The 18,302-nt window shown below is 67.2% G+C and carries 13 protein-coding genes; 4 read left to right on the forward strand and 9 right to left on the reverse strand.

What is annotated here, in order from left to right; genetic code table 11:
- Nucleotides 1–57 precede the first annotated feature (57 nt).
- Nucleotides 58–927 carry a CoA ester lyase gene (locus ACF8ME_RS13750; protein ID WP_047327733.1) on the reverse strand — a complete coding sequence of 290 codons (870 nt, stop codon included), beginning with the start codon at nucleotides 925–927 and terminating at the stop codon, nucleotides 58–60.
- A 75-nt stretch (nucleotides 928–1,002) separates the two neighbouring features.
- Between ACF8ME_RS13750 and ACF8ME_RS13755 the strand changes: the two genes are divergently transcribed.
- Entirely contained in the window at nucleotides 1,003–1,920 is a 918-nt protein-coding gene (locus ACF8ME_RS13755; RefSeq protein ID WP_016446874.1) for a LysR family transcriptional regulator, read from the forward strand.
- 9 nt (nucleotides 1,921–1,929) lie between these two features.
- On the opposite strand, the gene ACF8ME_RS13760 is transcribed toward ACF8ME_RS13755, so the two are convergent.
- Nucleotides 1,930–2,838 (reverse strand): LysR family transcriptional regulator, encoded by a 909-nt coding sequence (locus ACF8ME_RS13760; RefSeq protein WP_392416948.1) that lies wholly within the window; start codon nucleotides 2,836–2,838, stop codon nucleotides 1,930–1,932.
- A gap of 107 nt (nucleotides 2,839–2,945) precedes the next feature.
- Between ACF8ME_RS13760 and tam the strand changes: the two genes are divergently transcribed.
- Complete coding sequence (gene tam, locus ACF8ME_RS13765) at nucleotides 2,946–3,719, forward strand: trans-aconitate 2-methyltransferase (RefSeq protein ID WP_392416950.1); 774 nt, start codon at nucleotides 2,946–2,948, stop codon at nucleotides 3,717–3,719.
- Nucleotides 3,720–3,738: 19 nt separating this feature from the next.
- Here tam and ACF8ME_RS13770 read toward each other — a convergent pair whose 3' ends face one another.
- A complete protein-coding gene (locus ACF8ME_RS13770; RefSeq protein WP_392416952.1) occupies nucleotides 3,739–4,134 on the reverse strand; it encodes a VOC family protein in 396 nt (131 codons plus the stop codon).
- 148 nt (nucleotides 4,135–4,282) lie between these two features.
- Here ACF8ME_RS13770 and ACF8ME_RS13775 point away from each other — a divergent pair, with 148 nt between their 5' ends.
- Entirely contained in the window at nucleotides 4,283–5,512 is a 1,230-nt protein-coding gene (locus ACF8ME_RS13775; RefSeq protein ID WP_392416953.1) for a nucleoside recognition domain-containing protein, read from the forward strand.
- 133 nt (nucleotides 5,513–5,645) lie between these two features.
- Here ACF8ME_RS13775 and sbcB read toward each other — a convergent pair whose 3' ends face one another.
- From sbcB to dnaE, 5 genes are all read right to left on the reverse strand, one after another.
- Nucleotides 5,646–7,085 carry an exodeoxyribonuclease I gene (sbcB, locus tag ACF8ME_RS13780; RefSeq protein ID WP_017404791.1) on the reverse strand — a complete coding sequence of 480 codons (1,440 nt, stop codon included), beginning with the start codon at nucleotides 7,083–7,085 and terminating at the stop codon, nucleotides 5,646–5,648.
- A 37-nt stretch (nucleotides 7,086–7,122) separates the two neighbouring features.
- Nucleotides 7,123–8,577: a cardiolipin synthase gene (cls, locus tag ACF8ME_RS13785; protein WP_126312737.1), complete on the reverse strand. Its 1,455-nt coding sequence runs from the start codon at nucleotides 8,575–8,577 to the stop codon at nucleotides 7,123–7,125.
- Nucleotides 8,578–8,660: 83 nt separating this feature from the next.
- A complete protein-coding gene (gene clpA, locus ACF8ME_RS13790) occupies nucleotides 8,661–10,997 on the reverse strand; it encodes an ATP-dependent Clp protease ATP-binding subunit ClpA (RefSeq protein WP_017404789.1) in 2,337 nt (778 codons plus the stop codon).
- Nucleotides 10,998–11,060: 63 nt separating this feature from the next.
- Entirely contained in the window at nucleotides 11,061–11,438 is a 378-nt protein-coding gene (gene clpS, locus ACF8ME_RS13795) for an ATP-dependent Clp protease adapter ClpS (protein ID WP_016454840.1), read from the reverse strand.
- A 133-nt stretch (nucleotides 11,439–11,571) separates the two neighbouring features.
- Entirely contained in the window at nucleotides 11,572–15,105 is a 3,534-nt protein-coding gene (gene dnaE / locus ACF8ME_RS13800; protein WP_209671281.1) for a DNA polymerase III subunit alpha, read from the reverse strand.
- A gap of 212 nt (nucleotides 15,106–15,317) precedes the next feature.
- Between dnaE and ACF8ME_RS13805 the strand changes: the two genes are divergently transcribed.
- Nucleotides 15,318–16,109 (forward strand): outer membrane protein assembly factor BamD, encoded by a 792-nt coding sequence (locus ACF8ME_RS13805; protein WP_016454842.1) that lies wholly within the window; start codon nucleotides 15,318–15,320, stop codon nucleotides 16,107–16,109.
- Here ACF8ME_RS13805 and ACF8ME_RS13810 read toward each other — a convergent pair.
- A complete protein-coding gene (locus ACF8ME_RS13810; RefSeq protein ID WP_392416956.1) occupies nucleotides 16,072–18,207 on the reverse strand; it encodes an ATP-dependent DNA helicase in 2,136 nt (711 codons plus the stop codon). The genes ACF8ME_RS13805 and ACF8ME_RS13810 overlap by 38 nt on opposite strands.
- Nucleotides 18,208–18,302 lie beyond the last annotated feature (95 nt).

Consider the following 18,302-nt stretch of genomic DNA (forward strand, 5'->3'; position numbering starts at 1 on the left):
TGTCGTTGTGTTGCCCGGCATGCAGGACGCCGGTACACCGGAATGCCAGAACCCTATTCAGGCCACCAGCAGCCCCTGTGCATGCGCCGCAGCCACGATGGCCTGGGCACGCAGCACAAAGGGCTTGTCCACCATCTTTCCGTCCACCACATAGGCGCCCAGCGCATTGGCGTCAGCCTCGCGGGCCGCCTGGACCACCTTCAGCGAGTGGGAAATCTCCTGCTCGGTCGGCTGGTAGACCGCATTGGCCAGCGCAACCTGGCTGGGGTGTATGCACGTCTTGCCCAGAAAGCCCAGGCCGCGCGACAGCCGCGCCTCGGCGCTGAAGCCGTCGCTGTCGCGGATGTCGGCAAAGGCGCCGTCATAGGCATAGATGCCTGCCTCGGCAGCGGCCATGCGCACGGCAAGCAGCACCTGGGCAATGGCGGCGGGCTCGCGCCGGTTCACGCCAAAGGGCTCGAACAGGTCGCCCAGCCCCATCTGCAGGCCGGCCACGCTGGCGTGGGCGCCGGCCAGTTCGGCAGCGCAGCGCAGGGCGCGGGGTGTTTCGATGTTGAGCAGCAGGCCAGGCGCCTGGGGCACGCCGTTGGCATCTGCCGCATCGGCAATGCGCTGTGCGGCCTCGCGCACCTGCTGCACGGTCTCGGGCTTGGGCAGGTTGATGAGGTGCACGCCGTCGCGCACCATCTCGGCGATGTCGGCGCCGAAATGCGGCGTATCCATGGCGTTGACACGCACGATCAGCGTCTTGCCGTGGCCCCGGCTTTCAGGGCTGAGCAGGAAGCTGCGCAGCAGGCCGCGCGCCTCGTCCTTGCGGGCTTCGGCCACCGCGTCCTCCAGGTCGAAGGACAGCGCGTCGGCCTCGCCGGCCAGTGCCTTGGCGAACAGCTCGGGACGCGATGCGGGAACAAACAGTTTGCTTCTCATGGCCCGCATTGTGGGCGGCAGAAAGCCAAGAGAAACACAGGTAATATTTGTTCAAACCACACAAATTCTTTGTTTATGGAAACCAGCTACCTGCACAGCTTCCTGCTTGTGGTGGAGACCGGCTCCATGGCCGAGGCCGCGCGGCGCCTGGATATCACGGCCGCCGCCGTGGCCCAGCAGATCCGCATCCTCGAGCGCGAGTTCGACGCCCCCCTGCTGGCCCGCGCAGGCCGCACCGTGCTGCCCACCCCGGCCGGCCACCGCCTGGCCCAATCCGCGCCGCAGTTGCTGCGCGAACTGGCCAATGCCAAGACCCATGTCAGCCAGGAAGGCACGGCCGGGGAACTGGTCATAGGCACCATCAACACGGCGCTGCACAGCCTGCTACCCGACATCCTGGCCGGCTTCGTGAAGAAGTGCCCCGACGCCAAGGTGTTCCTGCGGTCGGCCACCACGCGCGAGCTGTACGAGGCCGTGCGGCAGGGCGAGCTGGATGCGGCGGTCTGCCTGCACCCCTCGTTCGCCCTGGCCAAGACCTTCGACTGGACACTGCTGCGCGAGGAGCCGCTGGTGCTGCTGGTGCCGCGCCAGCTGGCGCACCTGGACCCGCACACGCTGCTGCGCACCCAGCCGCTGATCCGCTATGACCGCAGCCTGGGCGGCGGCCAGATGGTGGAGCGCTACCTGCGCGCCGCGCAGATCGCTCCACAGGAGCGCTTTGAACTGAGCTCGCTGGTGGCGATTGCCATGATGGTGGACAGGGGCCTGGGCGTCTCCCTGGTGCCCGACACGGCCCTGAACCTGCCCGATGGCCAGGGCGTGGTGCGGCTGGCCCTGCCCGAGGAATCGCAGTCGCGGCGCTTCGGTGTGATGTGGCTGCGCTCTTCGGCACGCCTGCCGCTGATCCACAAGCTGGTGGAATGCGCGCGCACCGTGGTCAGGCAGCGCGGCGGTCCTCGCGCTGCCGCACGCGCAGCAACCCGGTCACCATAGTCCGCACCTTCAGGACTCCGCCACAGCCGCCGTGGCAACCAGGTCCTGGAACCTGCGCAGCACCGCAGACGCATCGCCCACGCGCGTGGCCAGATGCAGCGGAGCGGCCAGCCCCGGGCATTGCGACAGCGTGCGGTAGGCAATGCCGTCGCTGCGCAGGCGCTGCATGGAGGCAGGCACGATGGACAGCCCCAGCCCTGCCGAGACCAGGCTCAGCGTCGCCGTCATGCGCGGCGCCTCCTGCACCACGCGCGGGCTGAAACCGGCCTCCAGGCAGGCCTTGAGAATGGCGTCGTACAGGCCCTGCCCCACCCTGCGCCGGTACAGCACGAAATCCTCCGAGGCGAGCTGCGGCAAAGGCACGGGCCGGCGCAATGGGCGTGCCAGCGCATGCCCTGCCGGCAGGGCCAGCAGCATGGGCTCCTCCAGAATCGGCACGGCCTGCAGCCCCTGGCTGCCGTGCAGGGGCGAGCGCACAAAGGCCGCGTCCAGCCGCTCTTGCAGCAATGCATCCATGAGCTCGCCCGTGCCCGCCTCCTCCAGCGCCACCGCGACGCCGGGCACCTGCTGGCGGAACATGCGCAGCACGCCGGGCACAAAGGGATGCAGTGCGGCAGAGCTGGTGAAACCCACGGCCAGCCGGCCCGTCTCGCCCCGGGCGGCGCGGCGCACCACCTCGGCCAGCACCTCACAGCGCTCCAGCAGCGCCCTGGCCTCTTCCAGCAGCGCCAGCCCCGCCGCCGTGGGCCGCACGCCGCGCGGCAGGCGCTGCACCAGCTCCACGCCCAATTCGTGCTCCAGGCCCTGCAGCAATCGCGTCAGCGGCGGCTGTTGCATGCCCAGGCGCTCGGCCGCACGCGTGATGTGGCCTTCCTCGGCGATGGCGACAAAGGCGCGCAGTTGGCGAAGCTCGGGCACATCAATACTTTCAAGGTATGGGAAGACATCAATTGTGGCATTTGCAATCATGGATGGACGGATTTACGCTCGCGCCCCACAAACACACCTACCTGAAAGGCAACACGATGACCTGGTCCGCAAAGCAGTACACAACGTTCGAGCAGGAACGCACCCGCCCCGTGCGCGACCTGGTGGCCGCCATTCCCGATCTGCCTGGCCGCGCCGTGCGGCTGGCCGTGGACCTGGGCTGCGGCCCGGGCAACTCCACCGAGGTCCTGGCCCAGCGCTTCCCCGAGGCCACCGTGACGGGACTGGACAACTCCGAGGACATGCTGGATGCCGCACGCAAGCGGCTGCCGGGCACGGCCTTCTGCCTGGCCGACATCGCCACCTGGCAGCCCGACCAGCCGCAGGACGTGATCCTGGCCAATGCCTCGCTGCAGTGGCTGCCCGACCACCAGCAGCTTTACCCGCGCCTCGTCAGCCACCTGGCACCCGGTGGCAGCCTGGCCGTGCAGACGCCGGACAACCTGGAAGAACCGGCCCACCGGCTGGCGCGCGAAGTGGCCGCCAGCGGCCCATGGGCCGCCACGATTGGCGATGTGCGCCACCCCGCACGTCACAGCACGGACTTCTACTACGCCCTGCTTCGCCCGCACTGCAGCAACGTCGATGTCTGGCGCACCACCTACTTCCACCCGCTGGCGGGCGGCCATGCCGCGGTGGTTGAGTGGTTCAAGGGTTCGGCGCTGCGTCCCTTCGTCGCGCCGCTGGATGAGGAGCAAAAGGCCGGCTTCTACGCAGCGTATCTGCAGGCCATCTCCCAGGCCTACCCCGCGCTGGACGATGGCACGGTGCTGCTGCCCTTCCCCAGGCTGTTCATCGTGGCCAGCCGCTGAAGCAGCGCGCCTTAGGCCCTCAGCGCGCCGGATGCAACTCGATGAGATCCCACAGATTGCCGTAGAGGTCTTCGAACACGGCCACGGTGCCGTGGGGCTTGCGCTGGGGTTCCTGCACAAAGCGCACGCCGCGCGAGCGGTAGGCCTCGAAGTCGCGCAGGCAGTCGTCGGTCTGCAGGAACAGGAACACGCGCCCGCCCGTCTGGTTGCCCACGCGCGCGGCCTGTTCCTCATTCGTGGCGCGGGCCAGCAGCAGGCGCACACCGCCGCCACCGGGGGCCACGGTGACCCAGCGCTTGCCCTCGGACAGGGCGGTGTCCTCGATCAGCACGAAGCCCAGCGCGCCCAGATAAAAGCGCAGCGCCTCGTCGTAGTCGCGCACGGCGACGCTCACCTGTCCTATCACCTGGGGCATGGAATCCTTTGCAGCAATGGTGCGGTCCTCGGACCGCGGGCCCGCGAGGATAACGGAGCCCTGTCAATGCCCTGCCGCCCTGGGCCGTAAGCCCTGCAGCTGGCCCCACAATGGCGGCTTGCAATTGCCTCGTGAGGGACGGGAATCCATGCTGAATGCCTTGTGGCTGGGCTTTTTTCTGGTGGCGGCCATGGCTGCGCTGGCGCAATGGCTGGTCGGCGGCCAGGCCGGGATTTTCTCGGCCATGGTGCAGGCGCTGTTTGCCATGGCCAGGCTGTCGGTCGAGGTCATGGTGCTGCTGTTCGGCACGCTGACGCTGTGGCTGGGCTTTCTGCGCATCGCAGAGAAGGCCGGCGTGGTGGAGTGGCTGGCGCGCGTGCTGGGCCCGTTGTTCGCCAGGCTCATGCCCGAGGTGCCGCGCGGCCATCCGGCCCTGGGCCTGATCACGCTGAACTTCGCGGCCAACGGGCTGGGACTGGACAACGCGGCCACGCCCATGGGCCTGAAGGCCATGCGCTCGCTGCAGGAGCTCAATCCCCGGCCCGACACCGCCACCAATGCGCAGATCCTGTTCCTGGTGCTCAATGCGTCGTCGCTGACCTTGCTGCCCGTGACCATCTTCATGTACCGCATGCAGCAGGGTGCGCCCGATCCCACCCTGGTCTTTCTGCCGATCTTGCTGGCCACCTCGGCCTCGACGCTGGTCGGCCTGCTGGCCGTGGCCGCCGTGCAGAGGCTGCCGCTGTGGAGCCCCGTGGTTCTGGGCTATCTGCTGCCGCTGGGCCTGGCGCTGGCGGGCTTCATGGCCTTTCTGGCCACGCTGTCGGCGGCCGCGCTGGCGCAGCTGTCATCGCTGCTGGGCAACCTGACGCTGTTTGCCCTGATCGTGCTGTTCGTCACCCTGGGCGCCTGGCGCAAGGTCGCGGTCTACGACAGCTTCATCGAGGGCGCCAAGGAAGGCTTTGACGTGGCCAAGGGCCTGCTGCCCTACCTGGTGGCCATGCTCTGCGCCGTGGGCGTGTTCCGCGCATCGGGCGCGCTGGAGTATGCGCTGTCGGGCATACGCTGGGTGGTCGATGCCATGGGCATGGACGCCCGCTTCGTGGACGCCCTGCCCACGGCCCTGGTCAAACCCTTCTCGGGCAGCGCGGCGCGCGCCATGCTGATCGAGACCATGCAGACCCAGGGCGTGGACAGCTTCGCCGCCCTGGTGGCCGCCACCATCCAGGGCAGCACCGAAACCACTTTCTACGTCCTGGCCGTCTACTTCGGCGCCGTAGGCATACAGCGCGCCCGTCACGCCGTGCCCTGCGCCCTCATCGCCGAACTGGCCGGCGTGGTGGCGGCCATCGTGGTCTGCTACAAGTTCTTTGGCTGAAGGCACAAATGGGCGCTGCGCCTGAAGCCGACGCGGTCCAAGGCGAGGAAGACCGAGCAAGTGCCTACGCCGGCCGCCCCGCCGCGAGAGTGTCGCACCTCTCGGGAGAAGCCGCGCAGCGGCTCAGGGGGAACTAAAGTTCCGGCATGATCGCCTCGGCATAGTCATACAGCGCCCCCAGGATCTCCTCGCCGCGCTCGTCGGCAGTTTCCGATAGCTGATCGACCATGGCAAACATCTGTTCGGCCGTGCGTGCGCCGCCCTTGCCTTCGATCAGGCAGGCCGCGCAGTGCTGCAGCCAGCGCTGGCGCTCGGCCGGGTTCAGGCTGGCGGGGAAGTTGCGGGCGCGGTAGCGGAACAACAGCTCGGTCAGGCGGGCATCGTCGAAGCCCGTGCGGTCCAGCGCCAGCTCCTGCGCGGACAGGCTGCGCAGGTGGTTCAGGCGGCGCCGGTCCTCATTGCCCACGAAACCGCCGTACAGGTCCTGGTCGGCATCCAGCCCTTCCTGCGCAGGGCGCTGGTGAACGGCACGCCACAGCGCGCTCATGTCGGGCAGGTCCCGTGCAATGGCCGCATGGCCCATGCACTGCTCCACATCGATGCCCCATTGCGCGGCCATGGCCGGGCTCAGCGTCTTGAGGCTGCCGACCACCATGGGCGACTTGTTGACGTGGATGCTCTTGATGGGCAGGCGCTGCATGCCTTCGGGCAGGTCGGCCGCGCGCGAGAACAGGCGCAGGCGCAGCGTGTCCACGTCGATGGAGGCCAGCTCGGACGGGTCCTGCGCCAGATCCCAGCAGATGATCTCGTTCTTGTTGGTGGGGTGCGTGGCCAGCGGCCACATGACGGCGATGCAGCCGCGCTCGGGCCGGATCATGCCGCTGACGTGCAGGAAGGGCCTGGCATGCGCCGGCTCGGCCGGCAGGCCCATTTCCTGCAGCACACGGTCCTTCTTGTGCAGCGAGAAGGCGAAGTCGAACAATCTGGGCTGGACCTTGCGGATCAGCCGGGCCAGCCCGATGGTGGCACGCACGTCGGACAGGGCATCGTGCGCCTTCTCGTGCAGCAGGCCGTTGGCGCGGGCCAGGTCCTCGAGCTTGAAGCTTGGAGATCCATCCTCCTTTTTCGGCCAGACAATGCCTTCGGGGCGCAGCGCATAGACCATGCGCACCACGTCCAGCAGGTCCCAGCGCCCGCAGCCGTTTTGCCATTCGCGCGCATAGGGGTCGATGAGGTTGCGCCAGAACATGAAGCGCGTGATCTCGTCGTCAAAACGGATGGTGTTGTAGCCCACGCCCACGGTGCCGGCCTGGGCCAGTTCCGCCTCGATGCGGGCGGCGAACTGGGCCTCGGGCATGCCCTGCTCCAGGCATTGCTGGGGCGTGATGCCGGTGATCAGGCAGGACTGCGGATCGGGCAGGTAGTCGCCTGCCGGCTGGCAGTACCACATGACGGGCTCGCCGATTTCATTGAGTTCCGCATCGGTGCGGATGCCCGCGAATTGCGCGGGCCGGTCATAGCGCGGCTGGGCGCCGAAGGTCTCGTAGTCGTGCCAGAAGAAGGTATGGGCCATCGGGCGAGTATGCCTGCGAAAAAAGTGCGTCCGGACATCACAGCAAGGGTGAGCAAAGGCGCGCGCCGGAGTCGAACAGGCGCAGCGCGAAGCCCAGGTCGCGCTTGAAATGCACGCGCTGCGCCTGCTCCAGGTCCAGCTCGAACTGGCGCGCCAGGTCGCCATTGAGCTGGGGCCCGTAGGCGATGGCGCAGACTTCGTAGTTCAGGAAGAAGCTGCGGTAGTCGAAGTTGGCCGTGCCGATGATGGAGATGCTGCCGTCCACCACCAGCGTCTTGGAGTGCAGCATGCGCGCCTTGTATTCGTAGACGCGCACGCCGCAGCGGATCAGTTCGTCGTAGTAGGAGCGCGCGGCCGCCGTGACCAGGGCCGAATCGGAGCGGCGCGGCACCAGCAGCTGCACATCCACGCCGCGCAGCGAGGCATTGGTGAGCGCGGCCAGCGCGGCCTCCGTGGGAACGAAGTACGGCGTGGTCAGCCAGACACGCTCCTCGGCCGCGTTGATGGCCGCAAGATGGGCGCGGTAGATGGCCTGCAGGCCGTTGTCGGGGCCGGAGGTGATGATCTGCACGGGCAGCGGGCCCTCGGGCGCGTCCGGCAGCAGCAGGTCGATGTCGGCGGGCTCGCTCTTGGGGTCCTTTTCGAGGGCGTAGGCCCAGTCCTCGAGGAACACGGTCTGCAGCCAGTTGACGATGGCGCCCTCCAGGCGCAGGTGCACGTCGTGGTAGGCATCGGGCATGACACGCGCGTTCTCTTCGTCGGTCACGTTGACGCCGCCCGTGAAGCCCACCTTGCCGTCGCACACCAGGATCTTGCGGTGGGTGCGGAAGTTGATGACCGGGCGCAGCCTCCGGCCGATCTTGGTGCCATGGAACAGCGCGACCTCGGCGCCCGCATCCTCCAGCGGCTGCAGAAAACGCCGCCCCAGCTTCTTGGAGCCCAGGGCATCCACCAGCAGGCGCACCTGTATGCCTGCGCGGGCCCGCTGTATCAGCAGGTCGCGCAGGGCCGTGCCGGTCTGGTCGGGCTCGAAGATGTAGTACTCGAGGTGGATGTGGTGGCGTGCGGCATTCACCGCATCGATGATGGCGTCGAAGGTGGCCGCGCCACCGACCAGCAGCCGCAGGTCGGTGGCCGTGCTCACCGGAAAGTCGCTGGTGGCGGCCACCAGTCGCGCGACCTGGTGCAGGCGCTCGGGACTGCCGGGCATGCGCTCGCGCAGCCGCTGCACGCCCGAGCGCACGCGCGATGTCTTGCGCGCGCGCAGCCGCTTGATGCGCTGGCGCTTGAGCCGTTGCGGGCCGAAGAAATAGTAGATGGCCAGCCCGCCCACGGGAATCGCCGCCATGGACAGCAGCCAGCTCAGTGTGGCCACGGGTGCGCTGCGCTGCAAAAGGATCCACACCGCGACGATCACCACATAGACCGACCAGGTCACCGACAGCAGCAGCAGCGCATTCTCATGGGTCAGGTACTGACGAAGCCACTCCACAAAGACTCCTTCGGGCGGATCAAAGAAAAAGCCGGCAGCCCGGGGGGCTGTCGGCTTGCGCGATGGGCATCAGGCGATGCACATCAGTCGGCGGTGGCCTCTTTGGGCTCGGCCGGCTCGGAAGCCGGGTCCTGCTTGGGCTGGGGCGTGATGTCGAGCTTGACTTCGCCCTTGTCGGCATCGTCGGCGTCGGCCACCCAGTCCACTTCCAGGCGGCCACCGTCGACCAGCTGCCCGAACAGCAGCTCGTCGGCCAGCGAGCGCCGGATGGTGTCCTGGATCAGGCGCTGCATGGGACGGGCGCCCATGAGCGGATCGAAGCCCTTCCTGGCCAGGTGCTTGCGCAGCGCGTCGGTGAAGGTGACCTCCACGCGCTTTTCGGCAAGCTGCTGCTCCAGCTGCAGCAGGAACTTGTCGACCACGCGCAGGATGACCTGCTCGTCCAGCGGCTTGAAGCTGACGATGGCGTCCAGACGGTTGCGGAACTCCGGCGTGAACAGGCGCTTGATGTCGCCCATTTCGTCGCCGGCCTGGCGCGGGTTGGTGAAGCCGATCGAGGCCTTGTTGATGGTCTCTGCACCCGCGTTCGTGGTCATGATGAGGATCACGTTGCGGAAGTCGGCCTTGCGCCCGTTGTTGTCCGTCAGCGTGCCGTGGTCCATGACCTGCAGCAGCACGTTGAAGATGTCCGGATGCGCCTTCTCGATTTCGTCGAGCAGCAGCACCGAATGCGGCTTCTTGGTCACGGCCTCGGTCAGCAGGCCGCCCTGGTCAAAGCCCACATAGCCCGGAGGCGCGCCGATCAGGCGGCTGACGGCATGGCGCTCCATGTACTCCGACATGTCGAAGCGGATCAGGTCCACGCCCAAAATGTAGGCCAGCTGCTTGGCCGCTTCCGTCTTGCCCACGCCGGTGGGGCCCGAGAACAGGAAGGAGCCGATCGGCTTGTCCGGCTTGCCCAGGCCCGAGCGCGCCATCTTGACCGAGGAGGCCAGCGCTTCAAGCGCCTTGTCCTGGCCGAAGACCACGCTCTTGAGGTCGCGCTCCAGCGTCTGCAGCTTGCTGCGGTCGTCGTTGGACACGTTGGCAGGCGGAATGCGCGCGATCTTGGCCACGATGGCCTCGATCTCGGCCTTGTCGATGGTCTGCTTGCGCTGCTCCACCGGAATGATGCGCTGCGCGGCGCCGGCCTCGTCGATCACGTCGATGGCCTTGTCGGGCAGGTGGCGGTCATTGATGTACTTGGCCGACAGCTCGGCCGCAGCCTGCAGGGCGGCGGCGGCGTACTGCACGCTGTGGTGCTCCTCGAAGCGCGACTTCAGGCCCTTGAGGATGTCAACGGTCTCGGCCACCGTGGGCTCGACCACATCCACCTTCTGGAAGCGCCGCGACAGGGCCGCATCCTTTTCGAAGATGCCGCGGTACTCGGTGAACGTGGTGGCGCCGATGCACTTGAGCTGGCCGCTGGACAGCGCCGGCTTGAGCAGGTTGGACGCGTCCAGCGTGCCGCCCGAAGCGGCGCCCGCGCCGATCAGCGTGTGGATCTCGTCGATGAACAGGATGGCGTTGGGCTTGTCCTTCAGCGACTTGAGCACGCCCTTGAGGCGCTGCTCGAAATCGCCACGGTACTTGGTGCCTGCCAGCAGCGCGCCCATGTCCAGCGAATAGACCACGGCCTCGGTCAGCACCTCGGGCACCTTGCCTTCGGTGATGCGCCAGGCCAGGCCCTCGGCGATCGCGGTCTTGCCCACGCCGGCCTCGCCGACCAGCAGCGGGTTGTTCTTGCGGCGGCGGCACAGGATCTGGATGGTGCGCTCGACCTCGTAGTCGCGCCCGATCAGCGGATCGATCTTGCCGTCCTTGGCCGCCTGGTTGAGGTTCAGCGTGAACTGCTCCAGGGGCGAGGCCTTTTCGTTGCGTTCGCCACCGGCACCCTCTTCGGATTCCGCAGGGTTCTCCGCCTTCGCAGGCTCGGGCGGCTCGCCCTTCTTGATGCCGTGGGCGATGAAATTGACCACGTCCAGGCGCGTCACGCCCTGCTGGTGCAGGTAGTAGACGGCATGCGAGTCCTTTTCACCGAAGATGGCCACGAGCACGTTGGCGCCCGTGACTTCCTTCTTGCCGTTGCCGGTCGATTGCACATGCATGATGGCGCGCTGAATCACACGCTGGAAACCCAGCGTGGGCTGCGTGTCCACTTCGTCGGTGCCCGCGACCTGGGGCGTGTTGTCCTTGATGAAGTTGGACAGGGCCGAGCGCAGGTCATCGATGTTGGCTGAGCAGGCGCGCAGCACTTCCGCTGCACTGGGGTTGTCCAGCAGGGCCAGCAGCAGGTGTTCCACGGTGATGAACTCGTGGCGCTGCTGGCGTGCTTCGACAAAGGCCATGTGCAAGCTGACTTCCAGTTCCTGGGCGATCATTGATGACTCCTTTTCGCTTGCTGGGGATTATTGACTGCAACCATAAATCAGGGCGGCCCGGGTTTATTCAACAGGCTCGAACATGGCCTGCAACGGATGGCCCGCTTTCTGGGCGGCCTGCAGCACCTGCTCGACCTTGGTGGCCGCCACATCGCGCGAGTACACGCCGCAGACGCCGCGGCCGTCGAGATGGATCTTGAGCATGATCTGGGTGGCCGTTTCGCGGTCCTTGCCGAAGAGTTCCTGCAGGACGATGATGACGAATTCCATGGGCGTGAAGTCATCGTTGAGCATCACGACCTGGTACATCTGCGGCGGCTGCACGCGCTGGCGCCGCCGCTCCAGCACCACGGCGCCGTCGTCATCGGACACGGGCCGCACTGTGGGAATGGCAGGAGGGGTCGAAGGGGGTTGGGTTGCCATGAAAATCATTCTAGCCATCGGAGCCACTGTTTTCCGGAAGGGATATGCGAGGCGTGCCTGAAGAATTCAAGCGCGGCGCCTGCCCGGGCTGGCCAGCACGCACCAAAGCAGTGCCTGCGTGCCGCCACCGGACGCTGCGCCACCTTGCGCGTCATTCGTAGACCACCTTGACCTGGGCGCTGCCCGCCTGGGCATACCAGGCGGCCAGGGCCGCGTCGCTGGGATAGAAGCGGCTGCCGTCGCCCAGGGCCAGCTCGCAGCTGGCCGAGCCGCGCTCGTCCTCGCAGACCAGTCCCAGGCGCACTTTCATGCCGCGCTGCAGCTCGCCATGCTCGCCCTGCTCCACCACGGCGGGGAACTGGCGCAGCAGGCCGACCACGTCGGGCATCTTCTCGCCCACGCTGACCTGCAGGTAGCGCGCGAAGCGGCAGCGCGCATCGGCCAGGTTGAACAGCTGCTGTGCCTTCATGCGCAGGCCACCGCTGAAGTGGTCCAGCTGCAGGCGCCCGGTGATGACGACGAATTCGTCGTCCTTGAGCAGATCGCGATAGGTATTGAGCGTGTTCTCGTCCACCGAGGCCTCGATCACGCCCGAGCCGTCATCGATCTTGAACAGGCCCAGCCGCCCGCGCTGGCCATTGATGGCGCGGAAGTCGCTGATGATGCCGGCCAGGGTCTGGGGCTCGCGGCTGTCGCGCAGCTCGGCCAGCGGTGTGCGCACGAAGCGGCGCACCTCCTTTTCGACCTCGTCGAACAGATGGCCCGACAGGTAAAAGCCCACGGCGGTCTTTTCCTGGGTCAGCCTCTCCTTCACGCCCCAGGGCAAGGCATCGGCCAGGGGCGGCTCCTGGGTGCTGGAGCCCACGGCGTCCTCGCCCATCATGTCGAACAGCCCGCCCTGGTTGGCATTGGCCAGCGTCTTGTTGGCGAACTCGAAGGCATGGTCGATGGAGGCCACCAGGGCCGCGCGGTTCAGTTCGATGGCATCGAAGGCACCGCCCTTGATCAGGGCTTCCAGCGTGCGCTTGTTCAGGCGCGTGCGGTCCACGCGCACGCAGAAGTCGGCCAGGCTCTTGAACGGCCCCTTGTCGGCGCCGCGCGGGCCCACGCCACGGCCTTCACGGGCCGCGATGATGGCCTCGATGGCCTGCTGGCCCGTGCCCTTGATGGCACCCAGGCCATAGCGTATGACCTTGTCGGTGACGGGCTCGAAGCGGTACATGCCGCGGTTGACATCCGGCGGCTCGAAGCTGATGCCCATCTTGAGCGCGTCTTCGTACAGCACCTTGAGCTTGTCGGTGTTGTCCATTTCCACGGTCATGTTCCCGCAGTAGAACTCGGCCGTGTAGTGCACCTTCAGCCAGGCCGTGTGATAGGCCAGCAGCGAGTAGGCGGCGGCGTGCGACTTGTTGAAGCCGTAGCCCGCGAACTTCTCCATCAGGTCGAAGACCTCGTCGGCCTTTTCCTCGCTGATGCCCTGCTTGGCCGCGCCCTCGCGGAAGATCCCGCGGTGCATGACCATTTCCTCGACCTTCTTTTTGCCCATGGCACGGCGCAAGAGGTCGGCGCCGCCCAGCGAGTAGCCGCCCAGCACCTGGGCCGTCTGCATCACCTGCTCCTGGTAGACCATGATCCCGTAGGTTTCGGCCAGCACCTTTTCGACCAGCGGATGCGGATACTCCACCACTTCCTTGCCGTGCTTGCGCGCCACGAAGCTGGGAATCAGGTCCATGGGTCCCGGTCGGTACAGGGCGTTCAGGGCGATCAGGTCTTCCAGCCGGCTGGGCTTGGCGTCGCGCAGCATGCCCTGCATGCCGCGCGATTCAAACTGGAACACGGCCTCGGTCTTGCCCTCGGAAAACAGCTGGTAGGTGCGCGCATCGTCCAGGGGGATGTTCTCGAATGCGAAGTTCTCCTGGCCCTTGTGGCGCTTGATGATGAACTCGCGCGCGATCTCTAGGATGGTCAGCGTGGCCAGGCCCAGAAAGTCGAACTTCACCAGGCCCACGGCCTCCACATCGTCCTTGTCGTACATGGCCACGGCCGAGTCGCTGCCCGGCTGCTGGTACAGCGGGCAGAAATCGGCCAGCTTGCCCGGGGCAATCACCACGCCGCCCGCGTGCATGCCGATGTTGCGTGTCATGCCTTCGAGCTTCTGAGCCATTTCAATCAGTGTCTTGACGTCTTCTTCTTTGTCGATGCGCTCGGCCAGCATGGGCTCGGCCTCGATAGCGTAGGTGTACTTGTCGCCCTCCTTCTTGGGATTGGGCGGGTACTTGAGCGTGACGTGCAGGCCAGGCTTGTTGGGAATGAGCTTGGAGATGCCATCGCAGAAGGTGTAGCTCATGTCCAGCACGCGGCCCACGTCGCGGATGGCCGCGCGCGCGGCCATAGTGCCGAAGGTGGCGATCTGGCTGACGGCGTCGCGGCCGTACAGCTGCTTCACATAGTCGATGACGCGGTCGCGGTTGGCCTGGCAGAAGTCCACGTCGAAGTCGGGCATGGACACACGCTCGGGATTGAGGAAACGCTCGAACAGCAGGTTGTATTCCAGCGGGTCCAGGTCCGTGATCTTGAGCACGTAGGCCACCAGCGAGCCCGCGCCCGATCCGCGGCCCGGACCCACGGGACAGCCGTTGAGCTTGGCCCACTTGATGAAGTCACCCACGATGAGGAAGTAGCCCGGAAAGCCCATCTTGAGGATGGTGCCGATCTCGAACTCCAGTCGCTCGACATAGCGTTCGCGCTGGGCCTCGCGCTTGGCGGGGTCGGGATAGAGATGGACCAGGCGTTCCTCCAGTCCCGCAAAGGACTCCTGGCGGAAGAACTCGTCCATGGTCATGCCTTCGGGCACGGGGAAGTTGGGCAGCTGCGGCTTGCCCAGCACCAGCGTCAGGCTGCAGCGACGCGCGATTTCCACGGTGTTGGCGATGGCGCTGGGAATGTCGGCAAACAGCGCCTGCATCTGCGCGACGGTCTTGAAATGCTGGTCGCGCGTGAAGCGGCGCACACGCTTGGGGTTGGCCAGGATCTCGCCCTCGGCGATGCACACGCGCGCCTCGTGCGCTTCGTAGTCGTCGGGGCCGAAGAACTGTATGGGGTGCGTGGCGACCACGGGCAGGTTCAGGCGATCGGCCAGTTGCACGGCGGCCAGCACATGGGCTTCGTCGTCAGGCCGGCCTGCGCGCTGCAGCTCGATGAAGAAGCGGTGCGGGAACATGCTCGCCAGCCGCTGGGCGACGGCTGCTGCGCCGGCCTCGTCACCGCGCATCAGTGCCTGGCCCACCGGGCCGGCCTGGGCGCCGGCCAGCACGATCAGACCTTCGCCCAGCTCCTGCAGCCAGGCCCATGTGTGCACGGCCTGGCCCTTGACCACATTGCGGGTCCAGCCCCGGGCCAGCAGCTCGGACAGGTTGTGGTAGCCCAGCGGGCTTTGCACCAGCACGATGATGCGCGAGATCGCGGCGCCGTTTTCGCCCTCGATCTGGATTTCCGCGCCCAGCACGGGCTTGACGCCCTTGGACCGGCCTTCGCGATAGAACTTGACGCCGCCAAACAGGTTGTTGAAGTCTGTGACGGCCAGTGCGACCTGCCCATCCTCGGCGGCGGCCTTGACGATGGCGTTGATGCGGTTGGTTCCGTCCACGACGGAAAATTCGGTGTGCAGGCGCAAATGAACAAACATATGGGCGCCATTGTAGAAAGCTCCGCAATGCCGGGACCCGTTCGCGGCCATGCCTTTGCCGCCGCCCCCGCCTGCGGGGCGGGCATCGCAGGCCGTTACAATGCCTCGGCCCGGTTGCGGGAAAATCAGGCTTCATGCGGCCCCTCAGCGCGGCCCGCGTCCCTGCCCGCCAACCCTCTCACCGCCCTTCGATTGCCCGAGAAACGTCCACCATGCAGCGTATTCCCCTGTCCATCGTTCCCGCCGTGCTGGTCGCAGGCGTCCTGACAGCCTGCTCCAGTACGCAACAAGACCCTACTGCCAAGTGGACCCCGGACCGCATCTATACCGAGGCGCGCGACGAAGCCGCGTCCGGTGCGTTCGACAAGGCCGTTCCGCTGTTCGAGAAGCTCGAAGGCCGTGCCGCCGGCACGCCCCTGGCCCAGCAGGCCCAGCTCGACAAGGCCTATGCCCAGTACAAGAGCGGCGACAAGGTCCAGGCCACGGCCACGCTGGACCGCTTCCTGAAGCTGCACCCGGCCAGCCCAGCCACCGACTACGCCCTGTACCTCAAGGGCCTGGTCAACTTCAATGACAACCTGGGCATGTTCTCCTGGCTGTCGCGCCAGGATCTGTCCGAGCGCGACCAGAAGGCCGCCAAGGACTCCTTCGAGTCATTCCGCGAGCTGGTGACGCGCTTCCCCGAGTCGCGCTACGCCGAAGACTCGCGGCTGCGCATGCAGTACATCGTCAACTCGCTGGCGCAGTACGAAGTCCATGTGGCCCGCTACTACTACGGACGCGGCGCCTACGTGGCCGCCATCGCACGTGCGCAGACCGCCGTCAAGGACTACCAGGGCGTGCCCGCCGTGCGCGAGGCCATGCAGATCCTGGTGAACTCATACGATGCACTGGGCATGACCCAGCTGCGTGACGATGCGCAGCGCGTGCTGACCGCCTCGTACGGCCAGGACTCCGACAAGGACGTCACGGCAAAGCAGAAGTCGTGGTGGAAACTGTGGTGACCTGCGGCGCAGGCTGCGCCAGCGCCTGCAGGGCCTGAACAAAGGCCGCCTCGTCTTCCAGGGTCCGCATGGGCGGCAGCGCAGCGCGCAGCCGCCGCCCATAACCCTTGGCGGTCAATCTGGGATCGCAGACCACAAGCACGCCGCGATCCGTCTCGCGCCGGATCAGGCGCCCGGCGCCCTGCTTGAGCGCCATCGCGGCCTCGGGCAGCATGTAGTCGGCAAAGGCCTGCCGGCCCACGGATTCCAGACTGCGCGACCGTGCCTCGACCAGCGGATCGTCGGGCGGCGGAAACGGCAGCTTGTCGATGACCACCAGCTGCAGCGCATCGCCAGGCAAATCCACCCCTTCCCAGAAAGTGGCCGATGCCACGAGAATGCAGCCGCGCCCCGCGCTGGCGCCCTTGCCTTCGCCTGCTGCAACAAAGCGCTCGATCAAGGTCAGCTTGGGCGCCTGCCCCTGGACCAGCACATCGAGTTCACCGAACAGCCCCAGCGACTGCTGCAGCGTGTCGCCTATGGCGTGCAGGGCACGCAGCGTGGTGGTCAGCACCAGGGTGCGGCCGCCCAGGCGCTGGGCCGCGTCCAGCGCCAGGCGTGCCACCTCGGCGCTGTGGGCCGGGCTTCCTGCCTCGGCAAAAGGCCGCGGCACATAAAGCGCCGCCTGCCGCGCATAGTCGAAGGGGCTGTCCACGCGCAGCACCTGGGCCTCTCGCAGTCCGCAGGGCTCGGTGAACCAGCTCAGCCGCTCGTCGTCGCCCAGCGTGGCAGAGGTGAAGATCCAGGCGGTGCCCGCTGGCGGCTCGTACGGGGCGGTGGGTGCGTTTTCCTGCGGCTCGGCGTCTTGCCCGCTTCCTTCCTGATGCTCTTGCTCTTGCACTTGCGCTTGCGTCGGACCCAGCAGCCGCGTGCGCATGATGTGTGCAATGGTCAGCGGAGACTCCAGCATGCGCATCTGCTGGCTGCCCAGCTCCAGCCAGCGCACCGTGTCTTGCACGGCCGCCGCCGCGAAGGTGGCCAGGCGCCGCAGCAGTTCGCTGCCGCGCTCGAGCAGCCTGCGCAGTTCGGGATCGCTGACCTGCAATTGCACCAGCGGCTCCACCAGCGCCCGCAGGCTGCGCCCCAGCGTGACCAGGGCCGTGCGCCAGCTCTGGGCGTCCAGTCCCTGCGGCGTCACGCCCTGCCAGGACAGACGTCCGCCCACAGGGGGCTTGCCTGCGGCCAGGCGCAGCTCGCGCAGTGCCTGCTCCACACGCGCCGAGAGCATCATCCAGTCGGCCATGCCGCGTGCCAGTTCCTGGCCGGCGCGCAGCACATCGCGGGCATAGCCCGTCAATTGCTGGCCCGACAGGCTCAGGCCAGCGAACTGCACGCCGGTGTCGTTGAGCTGGTGGGCCTCGTCCACCACCACCACGCCCGCGCTGGGCAGCAGTTGGGCCACACCCGAATCGCGCACGTCGAGGTCGGCAAACATCAGATGGTGGTTGATGACCACCACGTCGGCGTCCAGCGCGGTGCGGCGGGCCACGTTGACATGGCAGTCCTGCCAATGCGGGCAGTCCGAGCCCAGGCAGTTGTCGCGCGTGGAAGTGACCAGGGGCAGCGCGGGCGAGCGCTCGTCCAGCGCGGGCAGCTCGCCCAGGTCACCTGTGCGCGTGGTGCGCGCCCAGCGCTCGACCAGGGCCACGCTGCGCAGCACCTGCGGGTCCTGCGGCGCCGTGCGGCCCTGGCGCACGCGCTCCAGCCGCTCCAGGCACAGGTAGGCGCTGCGCCCCTTGAGGCGCGCCATGCGCAGCGGCATGCCCAGGGCGGCCACCAGACGCGGCAGATCCCGTGCGAACAATTGATCCTGCAGCGCACGCGTGGCCGTGGACACCAGCACGCGCTGGCCGCTGAGCAGGGCCGGCACCAGATAGGCATAGGTCTTGCCCACGCCCGTGCCGGCCTCCACGACCAGGGTCTGGCGCTCTTCGATGGCCTGGGCCACGGCCAGGGCCATGCGGGTCTGGCCTTCACGCGGCAGGAACTGCGCCTCGGCGCGCGACAGCAGGCCTTGCGGGGCGAAGGCCGCCTGCACGGCGGCGGTCAGGGAATGCACAGGACAGGTCCGGTTGTTGAAAAAGACAGCGCCACGGGAGCCGGGCGAGCCGGCACCGGGGGCAGCGCTCCGATAATATGCGCCATGCCACTGGT

The sequence above is a fragment of the Delftia sp. WSY_7 genome (genome assembly GCF_043104845.1).
Lineage (GTDB): Bacteria > Pseudomonadota > Gammaproteobacteria > Burkholderiales > Burkholderiaceae_C > Comamonas > Comamonas tsuruhatensis.

What these genes read in the sequence shown, in the direction of transcription:
- ACF8ME_RS13750 (WP_047327733.1), bottom strand. Translation starts at nt 927, where the DNA reads ATGAGAAGCAAACTGTTTGTTCCCGCATCGCGTCCCGAGCTGTTCGCC.
- ACF8ME_RS13755 (WP_016446874.1), top strand. Translation starts at nt 1,003, where the DNA reads ATGGAAACCAGCTACCTGCACAGCTTCCTGCTTGTGGTGGAGACCGGC.
- tam (WP_392416950.1), top strand. Translation starts at nt 2,946, where the DNA reads ATGACCTGGTCCGCAAAGCAGTACACAACGTTCGAGCAGGAACGCACC.
- ACF8ME_RS13770 (WP_392416952.1), bottom strand. Translation starts at nt 4,134, where the DNA reads ATGCCCCAGGTGATAGGACAGGTGAGCGTCGCCGTGCGCGACTACGAC.
- ACF8ME_RS13775 (WP_392416953.1), top strand. Translation starts at nt 4,283, where the DNA reads ATGCTGAATGCCTTGTGGCTGGGCTTTTTTCTGGTGGCGGCCATGGCT.
- sbcB (WP_017404791.1), bottom strand. Translation starts at nt 7,085, where the DNA reads ATGGCCCATACCTTCTTCTGGCACGACTACGAGACCTTCGGCGCCCAG.
- clpA (WP_017404789.1), bottom strand. Translation starts at nt 10,997, where the DNA reads ATGATCGCCCAGGAACTGGAAGTCAGCTTGCACATGGCCTTTGTCGAA.
- clpS (WP_016454840.1), bottom strand. Translation starts at nt 11,438, where the DNA reads ATGGCTAGAATGATTTTCATGGCAACCCAACCCCCTTCGACCCCTCCT.
- dnaE (WP_209671281.1), bottom strand. Translation starts at nt 15,105, where the DNA reads ATGTTTGTTCATTTGCGCCTGCACACCGAATTTTCCGTCGTGGACGGA.
- ACF8ME_RS13805 (WP_016454842.1), top strand. Translation starts at nt 15,318, where the DNA reads ATGCAGCGTATTCCCCTGTCCATCGTTCCCGCCGTGCTGGTCGCAGGC.